The 20,664-nt window shown below is 45.8% G+C and carries 18 protein-coding genes; 17 read left to right on the top strand and 1 reads right to left on the bottom strand.

All coding sequences use genetic code 11. The annotated features are described in order from the left end of the window. Window positions 1-18: 18 nt before the first annotated feature. From ileS to tnpA, 12 genes are all read left to right on the top strand, one after another. Entirely contained in the window at window positions 19-2,841 is a 2,823-nt protein-coding gene (gene ileS / locus EXT46_RS11750) for an isoleucine--tRNA ligase (protein ID WP_130147441.1), read from the top strand. A gap of 20 nt (window positions 2,842-2,861) precedes the next feature. Beyond that, window positions 2,862-3,359: a signal peptidase II gene (gene lspA / locus EXT46_RS11745; RefSeq protein WP_022945269.1), complete on the top strand. Its 498-nt coding sequence runs from the start codon at window positions 2,862-2,864 to the stop codon at window positions 3,357-3,359. Further along, window positions 3,352-3,795 carry an FKBP-type peptidyl-prolyl cis-trans isomerase gene (gene fkpB, locus EXT46_RS11740; RefSeq protein WP_130147439.1) on the top strand — a complete coding sequence of 148 codons (444 nt, stop codon included), beginning with the start codon at window positions 3,352-3,354 and terminating at the stop codon, window positions 3,793-3,795. Before lspA ends, fkpB begins: the two co-directional genes overlap by 8 nt. Beyond that, a complete protein-coding gene (ispH, locus tag EXT46_RS11735; RefSeq protein WP_053910278.1) occupies window positions 3,792-4,721 on the top strand; it encodes a 4-hydroxy-3-methylbut-2-enyl diphosphate reductase in 930 nt (309 codons plus the stop codon). Before fkpB ends, ispH begins: the two co-directional genes overlap by 4 nt. 17 nt (window positions 4,722-4,738) lie before the next feature. After that, window positions 4,739-5,788, top strand: a complete 1,050-nt coding sequence (locus tag EXT46_RS11730) for a histidine kinase (RefSeq protein ID WP_022945266.1) — start codon at window positions 4,739-4,741, stop codon at window positions 5,786-5,788. Continuing rightward, complete coding sequence (locus EXT46_RS11725; RefSeq protein ID WP_053910280.1) at window positions 5,769-6,485, top strand: LytTR family DNA-binding domain-containing protein; 717 nt, start codon at window positions 5,769-5,771, stop codon at window positions 6,483-6,485. The genes EXT46_RS11730 and EXT46_RS11725 overlap by 20 nt, the downstream gene beginning before the upstream one ends. A 107-nt stretch (window positions 6,486-6,592) precedes the next feature. Continuing rightward, the gene (gene pilV / locus EXT46_RS11720; protein WP_130147437.1) at window positions 6,593-7,150 is read left to right on the top strand and encodes a type IV pilus modification protein PilV; all 558 of its coding nucleotides are present in this window, start codon (window positions 6,593-6,595) and stop codon (window positions 7,148-7,150) included. Between the two features lie 2 nt (window positions 7,151-7,152). After that, window positions 7,153-8,160: a PilW family protein gene (locus tag EXT46_RS11715; protein ID WP_130147435.1), complete on the top strand. Its 1,008-nt coding sequence runs from the start codon at window positions 7,153-7,155 to the stop codon at window positions 8,158-8,160. Further along, window positions 8,148-8,627, top strand: a complete 480-nt coding sequence (locus EXT46_RS11710; protein WP_130147433.1) for a pilus assembly protein PilX — start codon at window positions 8,148-8,150, stop codon at window positions 8,625-8,627. The genes EXT46_RS11715 and EXT46_RS11710 overlap by 13 nt, the downstream gene beginning before the upstream one ends. An 18-nt stretch (window positions 8,628-8,645) precedes the next feature. Continuing rightward, the gene (locus tag EXT46_RS11705; RefSeq protein ID WP_130147431.1) at window positions 8,646-11,687 is read left to right on the top strand and encodes a PilC/PilY family type IV pilus protein; all 3,042 of its coding nucleotides are present in this window, start codon (window positions 8,646-8,648) and stop codon (window positions 11,685-11,687) included. Continuing rightward, window positions 11,677-12,090 carry a type IV pilin protein gene (locus tag EXT46_RS11700; RefSeq protein WP_130147429.1) on the top strand — a complete coding sequence of 138 codons (414 nt, stop codon included), beginning with the start codon at window positions 11,677-11,679 and terminating at the stop codon, window positions 12,088-12,090. Before EXT46_RS11705 ends, EXT46_RS11700 begins: the two co-directional genes overlap by 11 nt. Window positions 12,091-12,320: 230 nt before the next feature. Further along, complete coding sequence (gene tnpA, locus EXT46_RS11695; RefSeq protein ID WP_130147427.1) at window positions 12,321-12,755, top strand: IS200/IS605 family transposase; 435 nt, start codon at window positions 12,321-12,323, stop codon at window positions 12,753-12,755. A 60-nt stretch (window positions 12,756-12,815) separates the two neighbouring features. Here the strand turns inward: tnpA and EXT46_RS11690 are convergent, their stop codons facing one another. Next, the gene (locus tag EXT46_RS11690; RefSeq protein WP_130147425.1) at window positions 12,816-13,343 is read right to left on the bottom strand and encodes a GspH/FimT family pseudopilin; all 528 of its coding nucleotides are present in this window, start codon (window positions 13,341-13,343) and stop codon (window positions 12,816-12,818) included. Window positions 13,344-14,548: 1,205 nt separating this feature from the next. Here EXT46_RS11690 and pilV (EXT46_RS11685) point away from each other — a divergent pair. Genes pilV (EXT46_RS11685) through EXT46_RS11665 form a run of 5 tightly spaced genes read left to right on the top strand, consistent with a single transcriptional unit; the run spans window position 14,549 to window position 20,661 of the window. Beyond that, window positions 14,549-15,088, top strand: a complete 540-nt coding sequence (pilV, locus tag EXT46_RS11685; RefSeq protein ID WP_130147423.1) for a type IV pilus modification protein PilV — start codon at window positions 14,549-14,551, stop codon at window positions 15,086-15,088. Next, entirely contained in the window at window positions 15,078-16,094 is a 1,017-nt protein-coding gene (locus EXT46_RS11680) for a PilW family protein (protein ID WP_130147421.1), read from the top strand. The genes pilV (EXT46_RS11685) and EXT46_RS11680 overlap by 11 nt, the downstream gene beginning before the upstream one ends. Further along, window positions 16,088-16,576, top strand: coding sequence for a hypothetical protein (locus tag EXT46_RS11675; RefSeq protein ID WP_053910287.1), 489 nt, complete (start codon window positions 16,088-16,090; stop codon window positions 16,574-16,576). The genes EXT46_RS11680 and EXT46_RS11675 overlap by 7 nt, the downstream gene beginning before the upstream one ends. 18 nt (window positions 16,577-16,594) lie before the next feature. Then, window positions 16,595-20,257 carry a PilC/PilY family type IV pilus protein gene (locus EXT46_RS11670; protein ID WP_130147419.1) on the top strand — a complete coding sequence of 1,221 codons (3,663 nt, stop codon included), beginning with the start codon at window positions 16,595-16,597 and terminating at the stop codon, window positions 20,255-20,257. Continuing rightward, a complete protein-coding gene (locus tag EXT46_RS11665; RefSeq protein WP_130147417.1) occupies window positions 20,257-20,661 on the top strand; it encodes a type IV pilin protein in 405 nt (134 codons plus the stop codon). The genes EXT46_RS11670 and EXT46_RS11665 overlap by 1 nt, the downstream gene beginning before the upstream one ends. Window positions 20,662-20,664: the final 3 nt, after the last annotated feature.

The raw sequence follows: 20,664 nt of genomic DNA, 5'->3' as shown, positions 1-20,664 counted from the left end.
GAACGGAAAGTAGGATTAATGAGCGACTATAAACATACCTTAAATTTACCGGAAACTGAGTTTCCCATGCGCGGCAACCTGGCCAAACGCGAACCAACCATGCTTAAGCAATGGTACGAGCAAGACTTGTACGGCAAAATTCGTGCAGCAAAAAAAGGTAAGCCGTCTTTCATTTTGCATGATGGCCCTCCTTATGCGAACGGTAACATTCACTTAGGTCACTCTGTTAATAAAATCCTTAAAGACATTATTATCAAGTCTAAGACGCTTTCAGATTATGATGCGCCTTATATTCCCGGCTGGGATTGTCACGGGCTACCGATCGAGCTGATGGTAGAAAAGAAAGTCGGTAAGCCAGGCAAAAAAGTGTCGGTGGCGGAATTTCGCCAAAAATGTCGTGAGTATGCGGCGAAACAGGTAGACGGCCAAAAAACTGATTTCAAACGCTTGGGTGTGTTAGGGGATTGGGATAAGCCTTACCTGACAATGAACTATGATTTTGAAGCCAATGCCATCCGCACCCTAGGTCGCATTATCGATAAAGGTCACCTGCATAAAGGGGCGAAACCGGTGCACTGGTGTACCGACTGTGGTTCAGCGTTGGCGGAAGCCGAAGTGGAGTACCAGGATAAACAGTCACCGGCTATCGATGTGAAATTCACCTTCGTCGATCAGCAGGCCATTGTTAGTGCTTTTGACTTGGCTGAGGGCCATCAAGGAAATGGTCCAGTAGCCACAGCGATTTGGACGACAACGCCATGGACTCTACCGGCAAACCGCGCCGTTGCTGTACATGAGAATTTAGAATATGCCCTAGTGCAGGTCGAAGATGAAGGCCTGCAGCAGCGTTTTGTGCTGGGTTCAGAGTTGGTCAAAGACTGCATGGACCGTTTTGGCTTTAAGCACTATCACACTTTGGGTTATGTTAAAGGTGAAGCGCTTGATAAATTGAGCGTTGCGCATCCGTTCCTCGATATCAATGTGCCTGTTATTTTGGCTGATCACGTTACCACCGACTCAGGTACGGGCATTGTTCATACCGCGCCAGGCCACGGTCAAGAAGACTATGTTGCAGGCCAAGCCTACGGCTTAGAAGTGGCCAACCCAGTGGGTGCAAACGGCGTCTATTTGCCAGACACCCCTATTTTTGCCGGTCAGCACGTATTTAAAGCCAACCCTAATGTGATTGAGCTGTTGCAAGAGAAAGGGGCGTTGTTGCATCACCATGCACTTGAGCATAGCTATCCGCATTGCTGGCGTCACAAAACCCCCATTATTTTCCGCGCCACACCGCAGTGGTTTATCTCTATGGACAAAGCCGGCCTGCGTAAAGACTCTATAGCCGAAATTAAAAAGACTCAATGGTTACCAGGATGGGGTGAAAGCCGCATTGAAAATATGGTTGAGGGGCGCCCGGATTGGTGTATTTCGCGTCAGCGTACTTGGGGCGTACCTATTGCCTTGTTCGTAGATAAAGACACCGGTGATTTGCACCCTAACAGCGCAGAATTGATTGAACAAGCTGCGCAGCTAGTGGAAAAAGACGGTATCCAGGCGTGGTACGACTTAGAGCCGCACACCTTATTAGGTGATGATGCTGAGCAGTACGTGAAGGTACAAGATACTTTAGATGTGTGGTTTGATTCTGGCGTAACCCATGCCTGCGTGATTGATGCACGTGACGAACTGACGCGCCCTGCCGATCTTTACCTTGAGGGTTCAGATCAACACCGTGGTTGGTTTATGTCATCTCTGATGACCAGTGTGGCAATTCATGGTCACGCGCCATATCGCCAAGTAATGACCCACGGCTTCACGGTGGATGAAAAAGGCCGCAAGATGTCAAAGTCTTTGGGCAATGTTATTTCACCGCAAGACGTGATGAATAAAATGGGCGCGGATATTTTGCGTCTATGGGTGGCTTCGAGTGACTTCACCGCAGAGATGACCGTGTCTGATGAAATATTCAAGCGCTCGGCGGACCGTTATCGTCGTATCCGAAATACCAGCCGCTACTTGTTAGCCAACCTTAATGGTTTTAACCCTGAGACTGACCTTGTTGAGGTGGCAGAGATGGTTGAGCTAGACCGCTGGATTGTTTCTCGCGCTGCCAGTCTACAAGAAGAGCTCATTAAGGCATACGACGAGTATCAGTTGCTATTAGTAACGCAAAAGCTCATGAACTTCTGCACGGGAGAGCTTGGCTCATTCTACTTGGATGTGATTAAAGACCGCCAGTACACGGCAAAGGCAGACTCTCATGCGCGTCGTTCGTGTCAGAGTGCGCTGTACCATATTGCCGAGGCTATGACCCGCTGGATGGCGCCAATTCTGAGCTTTACTGCGCAGGAAATTTGGCAGGCACTGCCCGGTGAGCGCGAAGAGTTTGTCTTTACCGGACAGTGGTATAACGGCCTTCAGGCGGTATCAGGTAAGTTCACTGATGAGCAGTGGCAACACGTATTAGAAGTGCGTGATGCAGTGAACAGAGTACTGGAGAATGCTCGTAAAGAAGACATTATCGGTGCCACCTTGCAAGCTGAGGTAACGCTTTATGCCGACGATACGTTAAAAGCAACACTGGATGCCCTGGGTGAAGAGCTGCGCTTTGTGTTGTTAACATCAAAAGTAACGGTGCAAGCGCTCAGTACTAAACCGGCAGAGATTGCGGATTCAGAGCTGTCAGGGCTTGGCGTACAAGTGGTGGCGACCTCGGCGAGCAAATGTGAGCGCTGTTGGCATTACTGCGATGATGTTGGCACCCACGATAAGTATGACGATCTGTGTGGGCGTTGCGTAACTAACGTTGAGGGCGATGGCGAAACACGCCAGTTTGCCTAAGCAGTAAGTAAGGAGCGAAGGTGTTAGCAAAGCGAAGTGGGCTTATATGGCTGACGCTTTCAGCGCTGGTTTTAGTGCTCGATTGGGGCACTAAAACTTGGGTTGTCAGCGCTATGTCGTTACGGGAAAGCATTGATGTTTTGCCGTTTTTTAATATTACCTATGTACATAATTATGGTGCCGCATTTAGTTTTCTCAGTGATGCCGGTGGCTGGCAGCGTTGGTTCTTAAGTGCCATTGCAGTGACTATCTCGGTGCTGCTGGTATGGTGGCTAAAGCGCTTGCCAGCGACCAATAAGCTGCTCGGCAGTGCTTATGCATTGGTGCTCGCGGGAGCACTCGGTAACCTTTACGACCGACTACACTATGGGTATGTTATCGACTTTATCCATGTCTATTATCAGGACTGGCATTATCCCGCGTTTAACATTGCCGATTGCGCCATTTGTATTGGTGCGGCGCTGTTATTATTCGATGCCTTTAAATCCAGCAGTAAAGAGGAGCAGGCCCATGAGTAACATGGTGATCGGTGCTAATTCCGAGGTTGTTTTTCATTTCTCTATCAAGCTCAGCGATGGCTCTGCAGCGGATTCTACTAAAGTGCACGATAAGCCGGCTAAGCTGACCATTGGCGATGGCAGCTTAACGGAAAACTTTGAAAAATGTTTGCTAGGGCTGTCGGCTGGTGATGAGAAAAGCTTTGAGCTTGAGCCAGAGGATGCCTTTGGCCAGCCTAACCCTGACAATATTTATCATGTTGATAGAAGCAAATTCGGCAGTGATGCACCGGCTCAAGTCGGTGCCATTATTGCGTTTACTCAGCCCGATGGTACTGAACTTCCTGGTGTTGTTCGCGAAGTGGTTGGCGAGTCGGTCACTATTGACTTTAACCACCCGTTAGCCGGGCAAAAGTTAACCTTTGAAGTGGAAATTTTGGAGGTCACAAACCCATGAAAATAGTGCTTGCTAACCCGCGTGGGTTTTGTGCTGGTGTCGACCGGGCTATCAGTATTGTTGAGCGGGCTTTGGATATTTTTGAGGCGCCAATTTATGTGCGTCATGAAGTCGTGCATAACAAATATGTGGTTAATGGTTTAAAAAACCGAGGTGCCGTGTTTGTTGAAGAGCTGCATCAAGTGCCCGACGACAGCATCGTCATTTTTAGTGCTCACGGCGTCTCCCAAGCCGTGCGTCAAGAGGCCAAACGTCGCGAGTTAAAAGTATTCGATGCCACCTGTCCGTTAGTCACGAAAGTGCATATGGAAGTGACGCGAGCATCACGCAAAGCGATCGAGTGTATTCTCATTGGTCACCATGGCCACCCTGAGGTAGAGGGCACCATGGGGCAATACGATAATCCCCAAGGCGGGATTTATCTGGTCGAAACTCCAGAGGACGTCGCTAAGCTTGAAGTGAAAAACCCAAGCAACTTGTTCTATTGTAGTCAAACCACGTTATCGGTAGACGATACTGCTGATGTGATTGATGCGCTGCGGGCTAAATTCCCAGATATAGACGGTCCGCGCAAAGACGATATTTGTTATGCCACGCAAAACCGTCAGGATGCAGTGCGTGATCTGGCGGATAAAGTGGATGTGCTGTTAGTGGTGGGTGCGAAAAACAGTTCAAACTCTAATCGGTTGCGAGAGCTTGCCAGTAAGATGGGCACCAAAGCCTATCTTATCGATGATGCTAGCAGCATTGATGCCAGCTGGCTTGAGGGCATTGATTCTGTGGGCGTGACAGCAGGCGCATCAGCACCTGAGGTGTTAGTACAAGAAGTGATTACTCACCTGCAGTGTGCAGGTGGTGAGCAAGTCACGGAAAACCCCGGGCGTGAAGAAGACATCGTGTTTGCTGTGCCGGCCGAGCTACGATAGCAAGTATCGAGGTAAGCGTGGAACCAGCATCGCAACCGCACAGCAATCGCTACAGCCTGCTGACCACGCTTTGTCAGACCCGAGGGGTATTAAGTGCCTTGGTCGTAGGGGAGGCATTGGCGCTGATCATTAGCTTTAGTGTCAGTGCGTTGGAAAACTTCTGGGTCGTGTTAGGTCAGGTCAGCCTGCTGGTGCAGTTCATTGTTTCTCTTAGTTTTGCTCTGCTGTATGCGTTGAATGGCATTAGAGCGCAATTGAGTGACAATATCCAAGCTGGTGCAGTGATCGGCACTTTGGTGCTTGTCACTTTCATGACCACTTTATATATCAGTTATTTGGCGCTGTTTGCCGAACAAGCGCCAGTGTGGTTCGTAATTAAAAGCTGCGCCATTAGTGCGTTAGTCGCTGCGCTGTTCGTGCAGTTTATGGCCATTTATAATGAACATGCTAAGGCGCACTCAGCCTACGCCAGTGCTCAATTGGACGCGTTACAAGCGCGTATCCGCCCGCATTTTTTATTCAATACCTTGAACACCATCGCTGAATTAGCGCATCAAGATGCCCATGCTGCAGAGGACTCGGCATTAGCACTGGCATCGTTATCTCGCGCTGCTATGAACGTAGGAAAGCAAAGTACCCTTAATGACGAGCTCCAGTTAGCTCAGCGCTATATCGCTCTTGAACAATGGCGCTTTGGCACACGCCTAGCTGTGCAGTGGTCGATTCCTGATACGGTACATAACATTGCTATGCCGTGCTTGACCTTGCAGCCGTTACTAGAAAACGCAGTGTTGCACGGAGTGGAGGCTAGCGCGACCGGCTCGCTGATAGAAGTCGAGGTGTACCTCAGTGAGCAAAGCGCAACGGTGATAGTCAGCAATAGTGTGTCAGCTAACAGTGAGTCAAAACGCAGTCACAACGGCATTGCCTTAGCCAACATCCGCAAACGGCTGGCGATTTTATATCATGGTAGAGCACGATTAAGTCAGCATCGCTTTGACAATCGTTACCGAGTAAAGCTTGTGATCCCAAGAATGGAGTCTTTTAATGAAAGTATTAATCGTTGATGATGAACCGCTCGCCCAAGCCCGCGTCGCTCGCCTACTAGGTACCTACGGGCACATCCATATTGCCGGTTATGCTAGTAGTGGCGCCGAGGCGCTTGAATTGGCTGCGAAAACACAGCCAGATGTTGTCTTTATTGATGTTGAAATGCCGCAAATGAATGGTTTAGAGGCTGCTCAGCAACTCTCCGAACAGTCATTACCCCCGGCTATCGTGTTTATTACTGCCCACCCGAACCATGCTCTGGATGCCTTTAAAGTGATGCCTACAGCTTATTTGCTCAAACCACTGGAAGCGGCAGAGCTGGATAAGGTCATCAATAAGCTCGGTCAGCAAAATCGTGCGCAAGTGAACCATAAACAGCGTCAGCAATTGAGCTATAAACTGGGGAACCAGCTAAAAACACTTAGCCTTGATGAAGTGCTTTATGTCGCTCGAGATGGTAAATATACTCAGGCAGTGTGCGAAAGCACACAAGTGTTATTAGATACAAGCTTAAAAGAGCTAGAGCAGCAATTTCCCACTACATTACTCAGAGTGCACCGAAATACCTTAGTGAACCGCAATAAAGTCACATCGCTCACGCAAAGCCAGCGCCAATACCAAATTTTTCTACAAGGGTGTGAGCAACCACTGCCAGTGAGCCGTCGTGAAGTGAGCAAAGTCAAAGACTTACTCTATGGTGATAGTTCCCAATAAATGACCGTTTATACCTAATATAGTACCGCTTATTCCTTCCTGGCTTGTTCCTAATTTTAATATCATTATCCTGCCGTTAACAAAAATTAAAACATCAGGTACATTTCATGTCAGGAAGACACTCGCGACCAGCGCATCAATCTGGCTTCACCCTGCTCGAAGCACTGATTGCATTCATTATTCTCACCATCGGCTTATTGGGCACGGTTGCGCTTCAAGCCAAAGCTAAACAAGCCTCATTCGATTCTATGCAGCGCTCAGCGGCATTGGCTTTAGGCGGCGATATCATGCAACGCATTCGTGTAAATGATACGCAGACGATCGCTGCTCTGTACGCGATGACGTTTAATAGCGCCGACCCCATACAAACAATTGATTGTAACAACCAAGTTTGCGGGCCTGCTGAACTCGCTAACTATGATAGAAATCAATGGCTTGCTGCTATTAAGGCGAGAGATAACAGTGGTTCACTAGATGATGCCACCGTCTGTATCAATACCACTGAAACCGATGGGGTTGTGACCGATCGTGTGGAAGTGGAAATCATTATTGCTTGGCGGGGTAGGCAAGAACTTAATGGTGGTGACAACAGCGTTGCCTGTGGAAACTATGGAAATAACCGCCGCTTGGTGAGGTTAACCAGCACAATTCACATGAGAGCGTAACGATGAATAATAGATTTAAGAGACAGCAAGGTTTAACGCTCGTAGAAGTCATGGTGTCATTGATCGTCGGTGCGGTGATCCTCGCCGGAGTAATGTTTACTTACATTGCTATGAAAGGCACCACGAGAGACACCCTGACTATTGGTGAGCTGCAAGAAACGGGACGTTTAGCTTTGGACATCATGACCGCCGACATAGCGCAAGCCGGTTTTTGGGGAACATTTTACGAATCTAGTTTCACTGCAGCAAATACGACCATCCCTGCCGCTCCGGCGAATGATTGCCAAAGCGGCTTAAATAATGGCTCTTTTCCTGATGGCAGTAGTGTCGAATTCCGATATATTTTTGCGATTACTTCTGCTGGAGGACCGCAGCTTAACTGTATCGATGATACGGTAGCTAATTCTGATATATTGCAAGTCAAGCGCTTGGATGGGCAAAATGTCGCTCCTGGCGCGACTAATGCGCAACGCTTTTATTTCTTAGCGGCTCAAAATAGGGCCGAGTTCTCTGATAGCCCTGCCGCCGTTCTCCCGCGTCCAGATGCAACATTGTGGCCTTACAGCCATCATGTTTACTACGTGCAGGAACAGACCTTTCAAGTTCAGGGACAAACCCGTGTTATTCCCACTTTGATGCGCAATCGACTAACCACGGGCGCAGGGGGAGCAGCACCTATTCAGTCAGACGTAATTATGGAAGGAGTCGAGAACATTCACTTGTTGTTCGGTTTGGACACCAATGGTGACTCTCGTGTTGATCAATACAGTACCAGTAACAACATGACCGTTGAGCAGTGGCAGCAACAAACTGCCAAGGTATTAACTGTACAAATTAGTATTTTGATTCGTTCATTAACGCCAGATCCAGGTTTGAATTTACGAAACCAAACCTACCAACTAGGGGGCGCCAATGGGCGTGAATTAACCTTTAACGATGAATTCCGTCGTGCTGTATTCACCTCAACAGTGCAATTACGCAATGTAGGAGAAAATTTGTGGGCAATTTAAAAACTCAGCAAGGGGTCGTGCTCGTTGTAGCCTTGGTTATGCTGGTTGCTGTGACTGGGATAGCGGTGACATTAATGAGTAGCTCAAGCATTGATGTCAAAGCTACAAACGCCGCCTTGATTCGTGAAGAAGCAGATCACGAAGTTCTTGGCGAGCAAGAAACGGTGATCGCCGATGAAGTAAATCAAGAGAGCAACAGTGAGTTTTTAAACTCTCGAGCTCAAATGCCAGCGTTTGGAAACACCATTACTTTAGCTACAAATGGTGATGCAACCACATTGATGCGTGATCTCAATCCTGGCCCGATGATGTTAAATTGTCCGCGTAAGTTCAACTTTACAGAGGGCATCGTATGTAATTTGGTGGAAGTGCAGACCGCCTATGACTATGGCGCTAAAACAAGGCACCAACTTAATCTTCTCAGCGGAATCGCCCAAGAGATGTTAGAAACCAATAAAGCCCGTTGATATTCAAGGATGTAACCTGTGAAATTATTTAAATACAGCGCCATCGCGGCAGCGGTGAGCGTGAGCTCGTTTACAACTTATGCAGATGACACCGATCTTTATCTGAATCGTGATGCAAACTCTGAAGAAAAACCGAAGGTGATGATCATTTTCGATACTTCGGGGAGTATGGAGGATAATGTTGAGGATGATTGTACTGGTGATGGTTGTGATACTAAGATGGCAGTTGCTCAGCAAGCAATGAATGCCGTTATTGATGCAAATGAAGACGTGGATTTTGGCTTGGCAAGGCTTCGTAATTATTATGGTGGCTATATAGTTAAAAAAATTGGTAGCGATCATCAACAAATAAAAAGCAAGATTAGCGAGTTTGACGCTGAAGATTGGACACCTATTTCTGAAACACTGTATGAGGTCTATCGCTACATTCAAGGGGGTAGCTTAGACCAAGCCAAAAATGTCAAAAAAAGAGATAAAAGCATTGATAATGGCAGGAAGTACACCTCTCCTTTTGCCAGTGATACAGCAGCGCGATGTGATAATTCGGTGAACATAGTCTTGATGACTGACGGTGATCCCACATGGGATATGGATAGAAATACCGAAATAGAAACAGAGTTCTTTGATACTTTTAACCACTTACCCTCTCCACTACCAGGAAAGCCTGGCGATGCTAGTGATGGGACAGGAGATAGTCACCTTCATTCTTTGGCAAGGTTGATGTACGGTATTCCTGCGACTGCCAATAATAATGGCTTTGCTGTTGACCTCTATAAACCAAATGATAACGTCAAGCACTTTGCCCGTGTGTTTACTGTGGGCTTTGGTGATGGACTTTCTTCCCAGGGCTTAAAAATTCTCGAAGATACTGCCGCATATGGCGGGGGGCAATATAAAAAAGCAGATAATGCCAGTGAGCTATCTTCCGCGCTAACACAAACCATTAATAGTATTCGCCAAGTGAGCGATACATTTGCGGCACCTGCCTTTGCCAGTAATAACTTCGATAAAACACAAAGCCGCGACTCGCTTTATTATGCCATGTTCTATCCTAGTGAAACGTCGCGATGGTCAGGCAATTTGAAAAAGTTGAAAGTTAAAGGTGATAAGGTCGTGGCCACCGGAGAAGTCGAAGCGTTAACAGAGACTGGTGCAATAAAAAAGGAAGTCACTACATTTTGGGCGCAGCCCAATACCTCGCCTGATGGAGCCAGTGTTAACGCTGGTGGAGTAAATGGCACTTTGGCCTCTGCTAACAGCCGTACAGTCTATACTCATCTGCATGGAATGATGGAGGAGTTATCGTACGATATACTTGAGGCCGCATTGCCTGAAGAAGACCTGAAAAATTATTTCGGTGAAGATGTAACTAAAGCTAGAAAAATGATTGATTGGTCAATGGGTAAAGATACGTTTGATGAGGATGGTGATGGCAACTTCTCCGAGATGCGTCAAGCTGTATTGGGTGATCCCTTACATTCAAAGCCTTTGGCTATTGATTACGGCAATGATATTCGCATTTTGCTTGGTACTAACGCTGGCTATATCCATATGTTCAAGGACAATGAAGCAACGGATAACACCAACAATACGGTGGAAGAAAGTTGGGCGTTCATCCCGCAAGAATTACTCTCTGTCGTTGAGCCTTTATATGATAATAGGGCAGAAAAAGTCTATGGTATGGATGGCCCTATTTCCTTGTTTTTTGATGATAAAGGACAACCCAATGTAGTCGATGGTGGTGATAGAGTGTGGGCATACTTTGCTATGCGCAGAGGCGGTTCTAGCTATTATGCAATGGATATCACTAACCCTGACAACCCGACCTTACTATGGCAAATATCTGATAAAACCCCGGGGTTTGAAGAACTTGGCCAATCTTGGTCTCGTGCAGAGGTGATATACGTCAATATTGATGGTTATAAAGATAAACCATTGCTTGTATTTGGTGCAGGCTACGATACTAACAAAGATAATGTCGCCAGTGGTGCAGATAGCAAGGGTAGGGGCATCTATATCGTCGATGCCGAGACAGGCAAAAAAGTTTGGTCACTCACACCGCAAAATGGCTTTGCAGGCAATCATAGTATTGTGGCGAATATTGCCTATCTTGATTCCGATTATGATGGTTATGTGGACCGTTTATATGCAGCTGATTTAGGCGGAGATATATGGCGTGTGGATATGCCTAGTAGCAACCCCGCGGACAGCGCTAATCCTTGGACTCATCATAAGCTTGCCGCGTTAGGCGGCAGTGGCAGCAATCGACGGTTTTTCTATCGCCCTGTTGTAGCAAGAACTTATTTTAGTAAAGTCAGTAAGACTACCACTAAGGTAAATGGTCAAACTAAAACGATGATCACGCGAAACACCACCCCTTACGAGGCAATACTTGTAGGCAGTGGGAACCGTGCATCACCATTGGATAACACCATTAATGACCGGTTGTTTATGGTGCGTGATGAGAACACCTTAACCCAATCTTTTAATGAAGGATTACCGCAAACCATTAATCTAGGTGATTTACTGGATATTACCGGTGACCCCTTCGCCAATGCTCTTGACGATGAAGCGCAATTTAGAAGCTTAGAGCTTGATATTGGAGAGAACTTTAACGGTTGGCAGTATCGAATCAGCGTAGGTGAGAAAGCGTTAGCTTCGCCCACAGTGGTCGGAGGAGTTGCCTATTTCCCTACTTTTAAGCCCTCATCAACCGATTCAACAGTAGGGAAATGCTCACTTGCACCTGGTCAAGGCGGAGTGTACGCCTTACATCTACATTATGGTACTAAAGTCTATAACTGGCGATACAAAGAAGTCGGTGAACTGGTTCCTGATACACCTACCGTGATTTGGCAGAAGGATGGAAATAATAAAAGCTCAGGAAAAATTGTATTGCCAAATGGCGTACTAGACCCTAAAGAGCTGGTAGAGCAAGAGGTACCCAGAGATATGAACGGTGACGGAAAAATAGACCTAGTTAAAGCCGGATTAGGGATCAGCCTCAAAACACAGCAAACGTATATATATAGACGGGAGGACAATCGAGATGAATTCTAATCACACTCAGGAACAGGGGTTTACATTAATCGAATTGATGATCGCAGTCGCTATAGTTGGCATTTTAGCTGCAATTGCCTACCCATCATATGCTCAGTATGTGCAGAAATCAGCTCGGGCAGAGGCGCGAGCTGCACTTCTTGATGTCGCTAATCGTCAAGAGCAGTTTTTTGTCGATAACAGGCAATATACAGCAAATTTAAATGACTTAGGGCTACCCTCAAGTGACACTGAGTCAGGTTTTTATGGGTTAACTGTGGCAGTAAACCCAAATGCGTTTATCGTAACGGCAACGGCAAAGAAAGGACCAGCTAAGAAAGATGTATGTCAGAGCCTTAGTATTGATGAGGCAGGGGGGAAGAGCTCATCTGGTGCTAGCAAAGAAGAATGTTGGGGGTTATAGGGAGGGAGACAAGTCTCAGGATAAGTTGATAGCCATAGACTGGAAAATGGGATGTCTAAGCTCAAATAAAAGTAAAAAAGCCTCAGAGAGAGGCTTTTTTACTTTTTTTATTTTCGGCCCCTAAACCACCTACTTCAGTAGGTGGTTATCATCAATTTAGGCTTGGCCTGAAAAAGCTACCCATGTTAATTGCTCTGTTGGTTTTTAGCGAAGTCAAAAGGACAAGAAACATGAGTAGATACGAGAAAGCATCGCATGTGTATTGGCGATGTCAATATCATATAGTTTGGACCCCAAAATACCGTTTTAGAATTCTGAAGAACAAGGTAGGTAAAGATGTCTATCGCTGTATTCACGTTTACAGTGAGCAACTTGGTTGCAAAGTGGTAGAGCTCAATGTGCATTTAGACCATGTTCATTTAGTTATCAAGGTCCCACCGAAGTTGTCGATATCGAGCCTGATGGGGGCACTCAAAGGTAAAATAGCACTAAAGCTATTTAGTAAATATCCGTACTTGAGAAAAAATAAGATGTGGGGCAACCATTTTTGGCAACGAGGATATTTTGTCGATACGGTTGGAATAAATGAAGAGATAATAAGGCGTTACGTAAGGCATCAAGAGAAAGAAGAGAAGCAAGAGCAAGCCCAGTTAACGCTGGAGTAAACAACGCCCCCTTTGAGGGGGCATTTACAAAGCCACCTTCTTCAGAAGGTGGATTCTTTACTAACCGCATTCAGTGGTTGTTTGGCCTTGATAGAGCACCGTGCCAGACTGGCTCAGACGTAAACGTCTATTGGATTCTGGTTTTCCACCATGAGGACAGTATGTAAATGTACCTGCTTGAGTATTACCTACACGACCAGTCGCATTATAAACTATGGGACTTGAACCCGTATAGCTTAAAGTGTCTTTATTAATTGTTCCTACCATCTCTCTTAACAATGGCTCGTCAGCATCGCGTTGATTATTGTTATTATTATCTACAAATACAGCAATATCATCATTTGTCCAATCTGCTGAGCACTGATTAATGGATAATGGGCAAATAACTACTCTTGATTCAGTGGTGGTAGCTGTAGTACGGGCAAAAGAGAGATTCCTTTTTAACTCTAGCAGCTGATTCTCCGCCCTTCCTTTTGTTAGCAATGCTGTTGAACTTGGGGCTGCAATCGCTGCCAATATACTGACTATTCCAATAGTAATTAGTAACTCCAGCAGAGTTACACCGAACTGGCTTTTTTTGTATCTCACCCTGACAATTTCCTTGTTTTTTAATTGGAAACAATTATATCATTTTGGTTATACATGTCATTAACTTTACTAGAAACGTAGCATCTTTTATTTTTTATTATTAGGATGCGAATTTTTATCCGGATAGCATCAATCGTTAAGTAATACAACCAATGGTAGTTTAAGTCTAAGGCGGCTGACATTTAAGGTATACTCAACATGGATCTCCGGCTATCTGTTGCCCTTCTTGAATGCTTATCTTTACGTATATACTGCCCTGTAGGCTGTTGAATTCGCGGGCACGTAACCCACGTTTTCATGAAGAAAGGGGATCGCGAAATAGATGTCTGCGTTTAGCTGCCTAAAACCAATTCATAGTCACAGAGCTCACGGCCATTGTCTGCTGTAATAATGCGAGCTTGGAGGTGTCATCACCACAATATGCCTCTTATGGCTTTGCTTATATCCGCTGCACCTTTTTCAGACAGTTTACGTATCAGTTACGGCTTATTTTTTCACTTTACCAAACTAACTCCTGCGACTATTCCTAGCTTGTCTAAGACTTTACCGGCTTACTGTCGCAAAACTTATCTCATATTACTAAGCTGTATATGCACTCATAACTTACTGGGTGCCCAATTATGCAATTGTTCTGAGCTCAATCCGAGTTCGACAAACGTGACGTCAGCGCAGAAGCACAACCTAATATCGTCGTTCAATTGTCTTCGCTTGAGCCATCTCCCGTGAATCGTGATTATATCGAGTACTGTTGCGCTGGGCTTCACGACTAATCCCACCGTGACTCACCTTCAGAAGCACTCCACTCTCTCGGTAGTCTAAACTATGGAGTAACAGGGCTTCGATCTGATATCGCGACCTTTAGAAGAGATACTTGTAACTCATCGCCATACTCTGGCTTTGACGATGAGAGAGTATCGCTAGTGAGTGGTTGCTCTCTTATCTACGTTTAACCATAAGTAACGCAATTATTATTCAAAATCAGACGTAGTTGATAAGTCAAAATTTTTCGGGAAATAGTTGCGCTAAACGGGTTAATGATAATGACCTAGTAAGATAGGTTGGTCATGGCTTCTATCATGGTTTGTTGGTCAATCAAGGGTACCGTTCATGACTGATTTAGTACCGTTGGTAACTCTTTGAGTTGTGGCTTTTGCATCAGTTACTAGAATGTTAACTATGAAGTTGCAAATTAGAGTTTGACGATTATGCGAGAGCAAAATGGCTTTACTTTATTAGAAACATTAATAGCCTTTATTGTGCTTGTTTTTGGTTTACTGGGCGCAGTTGCGCTACAAGCCAAAGCTAAGCAAGCCACCTACGATTCTATGCAGCGCTCTGCTGCGTTAGGCGTTGCTCATGATGTTATTGGCCGTATCAAAGCCAATACGCTAGCAGCAATGGCGGGAGCATATAACGTCACCGTCTCAAGCGACGATCCTGTTGCTGCTAATTACGCCTCGTGTATCAATGCTAATTGTGGTTCAGGCGCACTTGCCGCATTTGATATCGAACAGTGGCGTCGGGCAATAAGAGCTCAAGAAAACACTGGTGCACTAGCCGATGCAACTGTTTGTGTTGACACACGTGTCAATGGCGAACAGCTAGATATCGATGTCATTGTTTCTTGGGCATCTCGCCAAGAGCTCGCGAGCATCGGGGATATTGTTCAAAGCAAAGATGAGTGCGGTGGTCAGAGTAATCAACGAAGAGCCCTCGCTTTGGAGTCGTTCGCCTATGTTCGCTAATTCTATTCCTTTAAATAAAGCTCATGGCTTTACGCTAATTGAGCTTATGGTAGCTATGGTAGTGGGTTTATTTCTTCTAGGCGGAGTCATGTTTACCTACCTAAGTATGAAAACAACGACGTCCGATACCGTCGAAATGGGTGAGCTACAGGAAACCGGCCGAATGGCCTTAGACATCATCAGTCGCGACTTGGAAATGGCGGGATTCTGGGGCACTTACGGTATGAGTTCTCTTAGTACCGGTAGTGTCGATGTCACTGGGGTGGTCAATCCTGGCAATGATTGCACTGCTGGGCTGAATAATGCCAGTTTCCCCGTTAACAGTCCAAGCAGCTTTAAATATTTGTACAGTATCACTGCGGTGGCTGGCGCTAATTTAGGGTGCATAGATGATGCGGTCGCTAATAGTGACATTATTCAAATTAAGCGTGTCTCTGGAGACGACGTAACCGGTCAGGCAACCAGTAAAAATGATTACTATATTGAAACAGATTTATCCTCAGCCCGCATCTTCATAGGAGATGGCGCAATTGCCACTCCTACCAATATGAATGGTGCGGTATGGCGCTATACCCACCATGTTTACTACGTCAATGAGCAGTCGTACCAGTCAGCAGATGAAACCGTTACTGTCCCCGTACTAATGAGAAAGCGCCTTACACCAACAGGCGGTATGGTGACTGAATCGGTGCTTGAGGGAGTGGAGAATATTCGTCTTCTTTACGGACTGGATAATAACGGTGACCGCAACGTCGATACCTATTTAAGCGCAGCGCAAATGAGCGCCTCTGAGTGGGAACAAGTAAGCTCTAAAGTGCTAACCGTGCAGCTATTTGCGCTAGTACGGGCCACAGAGTCAGATAGAAATATGAGTAAAACAAACCAAACATATATCTTAGGTGGGGAAGGTGGAACTGAGCGACGTTTAAGCTTTGATGATAATTTCCGTCGTCTCGTTTATGTATCCACTGTTCAAGTACGCAATGCAGAGGTCGAAACATGGTGAATACGCAGCAATATCAAGGTGGGGTCGTGCTTATCGCATCTTTAGTTATGGTGCTTATCGTATCCGGTATCGCGGTAACACTTATGAGTGCAAGCAGTGTGGATATGAAAGTTGTGAACGCTGCACAAGATTACGATGTTGCCAGTGAGCAAGCATTGGCTGACTCGGAGCGCGCGGTGTTCGATGAAAAGCAAAAGGCAGCGACGGTAAGCGCGCTTTATTTCAACCGAGGCGAATTTAACGCCGGTGGCAATGAATTTGTGCAACTTGAGCCTGCGGGAGCACAAGCATCGCTGCGATTATTTCACAATAACGACGGCCCCCAAGACTTGGACTGTCCACCCAGAGCCAACCCAACACCAGGTATAAAGTGCAACATGCTGAGCCTGCGAAGTCGCGTTGAGTATGGTAAATCGAATAGGCATAACGTGACTGTTGTCTCGGGGTTAGCTCAAGAGATGGCAAGTATATCGAGCCAGTAAGTCATATAGGTGAATGACATGAAACTGTTTAAATTATTAGTAATAGCATCGCTCACCTTCAGTGTGAGCAAATCCTTTGGTGAGGATATTGAACTTTATGTGGGCAATAAATTTTTCACCTCATCAGGAAAGCCTCAAGTACTTATTATTTTTGATAACTCAGCCAGTATGAATGGGCTGATAGAAACGACAAAAAGCTACGACCCTAATGTGACTTATGATGTCGTATCCTCTTTTGATAACTCGCTTAATGAAGATTTCGTTTATTTTACTATCGGTTCAGGCGTGGATCAGCAGCTACCGCGTACTGACAGCAACAGTGATACTAAACGCTTTCATAGCTATGTTAATGGGTGTGATGCTGCGAGAGAGTCTTTGCAGCAATATGGCTTTTATACTGGCTATATTCGAGAGCACCAATATAAAGGAAATACCGGCTCTTGGGTTGATCTCAAAGACAATAGCGGTGCTAATACTATATCCGCACTTGACTGCCTCGATGATATTCTTGATGAAAATACCGATAATACCGGGTTGGAGATAAAGATAGGCGGTACAACCTATAAGTCTGGGGATACCGAGCTGACGGGCTTACCTATTAGCGGTGCATCAAAAAGCTCAAATGACTTTTACACTCAATCAAGCTCTGTAACGAAGGAGCAAAAAGACAAAGCCAGCGCGGATTTCAGTGGCGGCGAGGTTGTGACACTTTACCATCCTAACTACTTGCGTTGGTATCATGCTACGGATAAAGACACGGAAATTAAGTCCAAGTTAGATGTGGCCAAAGAATCCATCACGACTGTGCTTAATGCCACACCCATTGTCGATTTCGGCTTAATGGTATTTAACCTTAACTACCCCAAAGAAAATACCCGTGATGGTGGTAGGGTCATTGCCAATTTTGGTCAAAGTAACGCCGATATTATCGGTGAAATTTCCGGCATTGATGGTGAAACCAATACACCATTATGTGAGACAACTTACGAGGCATTCCGCTTTTTCGCTGGCCAAAGTGTATGGTACGGCGACGATGACACTAACTGTAGAAGTAACGAATGTGACTTTAAATATACTGGCAACACCCCTGCAATGGATCTATCGGTAGTCAGCAATAGTGTATATAAATCACCGTTTTCTGGTGGTTGCTCTAAAGAGGCTTACATTATTCTCATTACTGATGGTGTTCCAACGGTGGACAAAGCGGCAGATGGCTTAGTGTCTTCCCTTGTCTCTACGACTAATCAGCCTGATATCAGTGATCCAGTGGTGACCTCAACGACTCCCTATAATGATGACACGTTAAGCACTTCTAACTATCTGCCGAACTTAACCCATTGGATGCATCACAATGATGTGAATACCTCGGTAGACGATGTACAACGTGTGAGTACTTTTACCATTGGTTTTAGTGATGGTGCTGATGATGCTGCAGGACTACTCAAAGAGGCGGCGACGGCAACGAAAAGTAACGGTGATAAAGGGTATTTTGCGGCGCAAAATGCCATTGAACTATCGCAATCTTTTGGCCAAGCGTTGGCAGAAATCCTCAAGGTAAATACTACATTTACGGCGCCAGCCGTTGCCAGTAACAACTTCGATAGAACCCAAACACTCGACTCGGTCTACTATGCCATGTTTTTACCTGAAGAAGGTGCGCGTTGGTCGGGTAATTTGAAAAAGTTAAAAGTAGATGGCACCAAAATTGTTGACAGTAAGGGCAACTTGGCTATTGATGGTGCCTCAGGGAGTGAAGGAAATATTAAAGACAGCGCCGTTACTTTTTGGACGAAAGATGGCAAAGCCGATGGCAACGAGGTTAAAAAAGGTGGCGTAAACGCGGTGCTGGCGGGTCTTAATAGTCGTTCTATTTACACTGATATTGGCGCAGGGACAGGCGAAATGCCGAAATTCACCTTGGCGAATGCGTTATCCTATGCAGGCTCTCAAGCCGACCTTGGCTCTTATATCGGCACACCCGTTGAACGACTAGACTCATTATTCGAATGGGCTAAAGGTAAAGACGTTGATGATGATGACTCCGATGGTAATACATCAGAGCTGCGTAGTGATATATTCGCCGACCCGCTGCATTCTAAACCACTTGCTATAGCCTACAGCGACGGCAGTATCCGGATTGCGGTAGGAACCAATGGCGGTTCATTGCATCTTTTCAAAGACAATGGCAATACTATTGAAGAGGAGTGGAGCTTCATTCCTTATGAACTCTATCCGAACCTCACGACTTTACGTCGCAATATTAAAGGCGAGAAAGTCTATGGTATGGATGGTTCGCCCTCTATGTACTTCGATGATAAAAATGAGAACGGTGTCGTCGACCCCTCTGACCGAGTATGGTTATTCACGGGTATGCGTCGTGGCGGTGATTCTTACTACGCCTTTGATATCAGTACCCCAAGCTCGCCAAAATTAATGTGGAAGGTAGACGCCAACACCAACGGAATGGAAGAACTCGGGCAAACATGGTCTCAGCCTAAAGTCACGTTTATAGAGAAAAACGGCACTAAACCAGTTGTGATTGTAGGCGCAGGCTATGACATAAATAAAGATGCTGACAATATTAGCCCGGACAACTCTGGCCGGGGTGTTTATATCTTAGATGCACAAACCGGCGATTTAGTGTGGTCTTTTACTCCTGGCGCTAATGGTAATGGTAATACCACCTATGAGGGACAGCACAGCATTCCCGGTGACATAGCGTTGCTTGATTCTGATTACGATGGTTTCACCGATCGGCTTTACGCAGCTGATACCGGTGGTGATGTGTGGCGGTTTGATTTACCGACGGATAATCCTGTAGGTAGTGAGCCATGGACTGCCGTGCAGATTGCTGATTTGTCAATTACCGGCAATGAACGTCGATTCTTCTATCAGCCCGAGGTGGCGAGGACTTACTTTAGTAAAGTATCCGAATACACCACTATCATTGATGAAGAGTCTTCGACACAAGTTGTGCGTGAGGAAACTCCTTATGAAGCGATTGTGCTTGGAAGTGGTAATCGGGCTCATCCACTTGATGAAAGTGAAAATAATCATCTAATTATGCTGCGTGATGAAAATACTATAACGCAGTCGTTGCGCGGTGAAGATATACCAGCCGTTATCACTATGGATGATTTAATGGATATTACTAATGATCCGTTCACCGCCAAATTAAATGACGACAGTGGTTTTGTAGAGCTAGAGAAAGATCTCGCTCAATTCTCAGGGTGGAAGTATAACCTAGGAGCGAATGAGAAGTCGTTGTCGGCAGCTGCCGTGGTCGGTGGTGTCGCTTATTTCACTACTTTTGTTCCCTCGGAAGAGAATGATCTGCAGCAGTGCTCGCTCAAAGGCGGTGGGGGTAGTTTGTATGCATTCCATCTGCACTACGGTGCAAAAGTCTATGATCAACTAAAATTTGATGTAGGGAATAAAGTGCCTGATACGCCGACATTATTCTTTACCAAAGTAGATGATCCAGATACCGCAGAGGAAGAAAGCGAAAGTCAGTTTATTTTAATTGGCACGGGTAAAGGTGATGGTGAAGGCACCTTGAAGGCGAAATCGATTGAGCCAAACGGACGTCCCGGCAACTGCGGTATGGCAAGTTGTGATGAAAACCCGTTTGGATTTAAAACGCACCGCACTTACATATATAAAGAGGAGACAATTGATTAATGAAGCATGTAAAAGGGTTTACCTTGATTGAGCTCATGATAGCTGTAGCTATTGTAGGTATTTTGGCAGCCATTGCTTATCCTTCTTATCAGCAATTTGTTATTAGTAGCGGGCGATCCGAGGCCATGACGGCCTTGCTAGATGCAGCAAGCAAACAAGAGCAGTTTTTCGCTGATAACCGGCAGTACACAGCCTCCATGGCCGACCTCGGGCTTTCAAATTCAACGGAGTCAGATTTGTACTCATTGTCAGCAACAGTGAATGCGCAGAGTTTTATTATTACTGCTACTCCAGCATCTGGGGTGGCTTTAGAAGATGGTGAGTGCACGTCTTTCACAATTAACGAAGTGGGTGTGAAGGGGTCCACGGGAAGCGCTGACACCGACACTTGCTGGAAAAGGTGATAT

It is taken from the genome of Pseudoalteromonas sp. CO325X (genome assembly GCF_004208955.1).
In the GTDB taxonomy this organism is placed as follows: domain Bacteria; phylum Pseudomonadota; class Gammaproteobacteria; order Enterobacterales; family Alteromonadaceae; genus Pseudoalteromonas; species Pseudoalteromonas ruthenica.
The sequence above is the reverse complement of the archived record's forward strand: the minus strand, read 5'-3'. Positions and strand labels throughout refer to the sequence as shown.

Bases quoted from the DNA above. Each gene is read 5' to 3' on its own strand.
- pilV (WP_130147437.1), top strand. From the start codon at position 6,593: ATGTCAGGAAGACACTCGCGACCAGCGCATCAATCTGGCTTCACCCTG.
- EXT46_RS11680 (WP_130147421.1), top strand. From the start codon at position 15,078: ATGTTCGCTAATTCTATTCCTTTAAATAAAGCTCATGGCTTTACGCTA.
- EXT46_RS11715 (WP_130147435.1), top strand. From the start codon at position 7,153: ATGAATAATAGATTTAAGAGACAGCAAGGTTTAACGCTCGTAGAAGTC.
- EXT46_RS11675 (WP_053910287.1), top strand. From the start codon at position 16,088: ATGGTGAATACGCAGCAATATCAAGGTGGGGTCGTGCTTATCGCATCT.
- ispH (WP_053910278.1), top strand. From the start codon at position 3,792: ATGAAAATAGTGCTTGCTAACCCGCGTGGGTTTTGTGCTGGTGTCGAC.
- EXT46_RS11700 (WP_130147429.1), top strand. From the start codon at position 11,677: ATGAATTCTAATCACACTCAGGAACAGGGGTTTACATTAATCGAATTG.
- ileS (WP_130147441.1), top strand. From the start codon at position 19: ATGAGCGACTATAAACATACCTTAAATTTACCGGAAACTGAGTTTCCC.
- fkpB (WP_130147439.1), top strand. From the start codon at position 3,352: ATGAGTAACATGGTGATCGGTGCTAATTCCGAGGTTGTTTTTCATTTC.
- pilV (WP_130147423.1), top strand. From the start codon at position 14,549: ATGCGAGAGCAAAATGGCTTTACTTTATTAGAAACATTAATAGCCTTT.
- EXT46_RS11670 (WP_130147419.1), top strand. From the start codon at position 16,595: ATGAAACTGTTTAAATTATTAGTAATAGCATCGCTCACCTTCAGTGTG.
- tnpA (WP_130147427.1), top strand. From the start codon at position 12,321: ATGAGTAGATACGAGAAAGCATCGCATGTGTATTGGCGATGTCAATAT.
- EXT46_RS11665 (WP_130147417.1), top strand. From the start codon at position 20,257: ATGAAGCATGTAAAAGGGTTTACCTTGATTGAGCTCATGATAGCTGTA.
- EXT46_RS11725 (WP_053910280.1), top strand. From the start codon at position 5,769: ATGAAAGTATTAATCGTTGATGATGAACCGCTCGCCCAAGCCCGCGTC.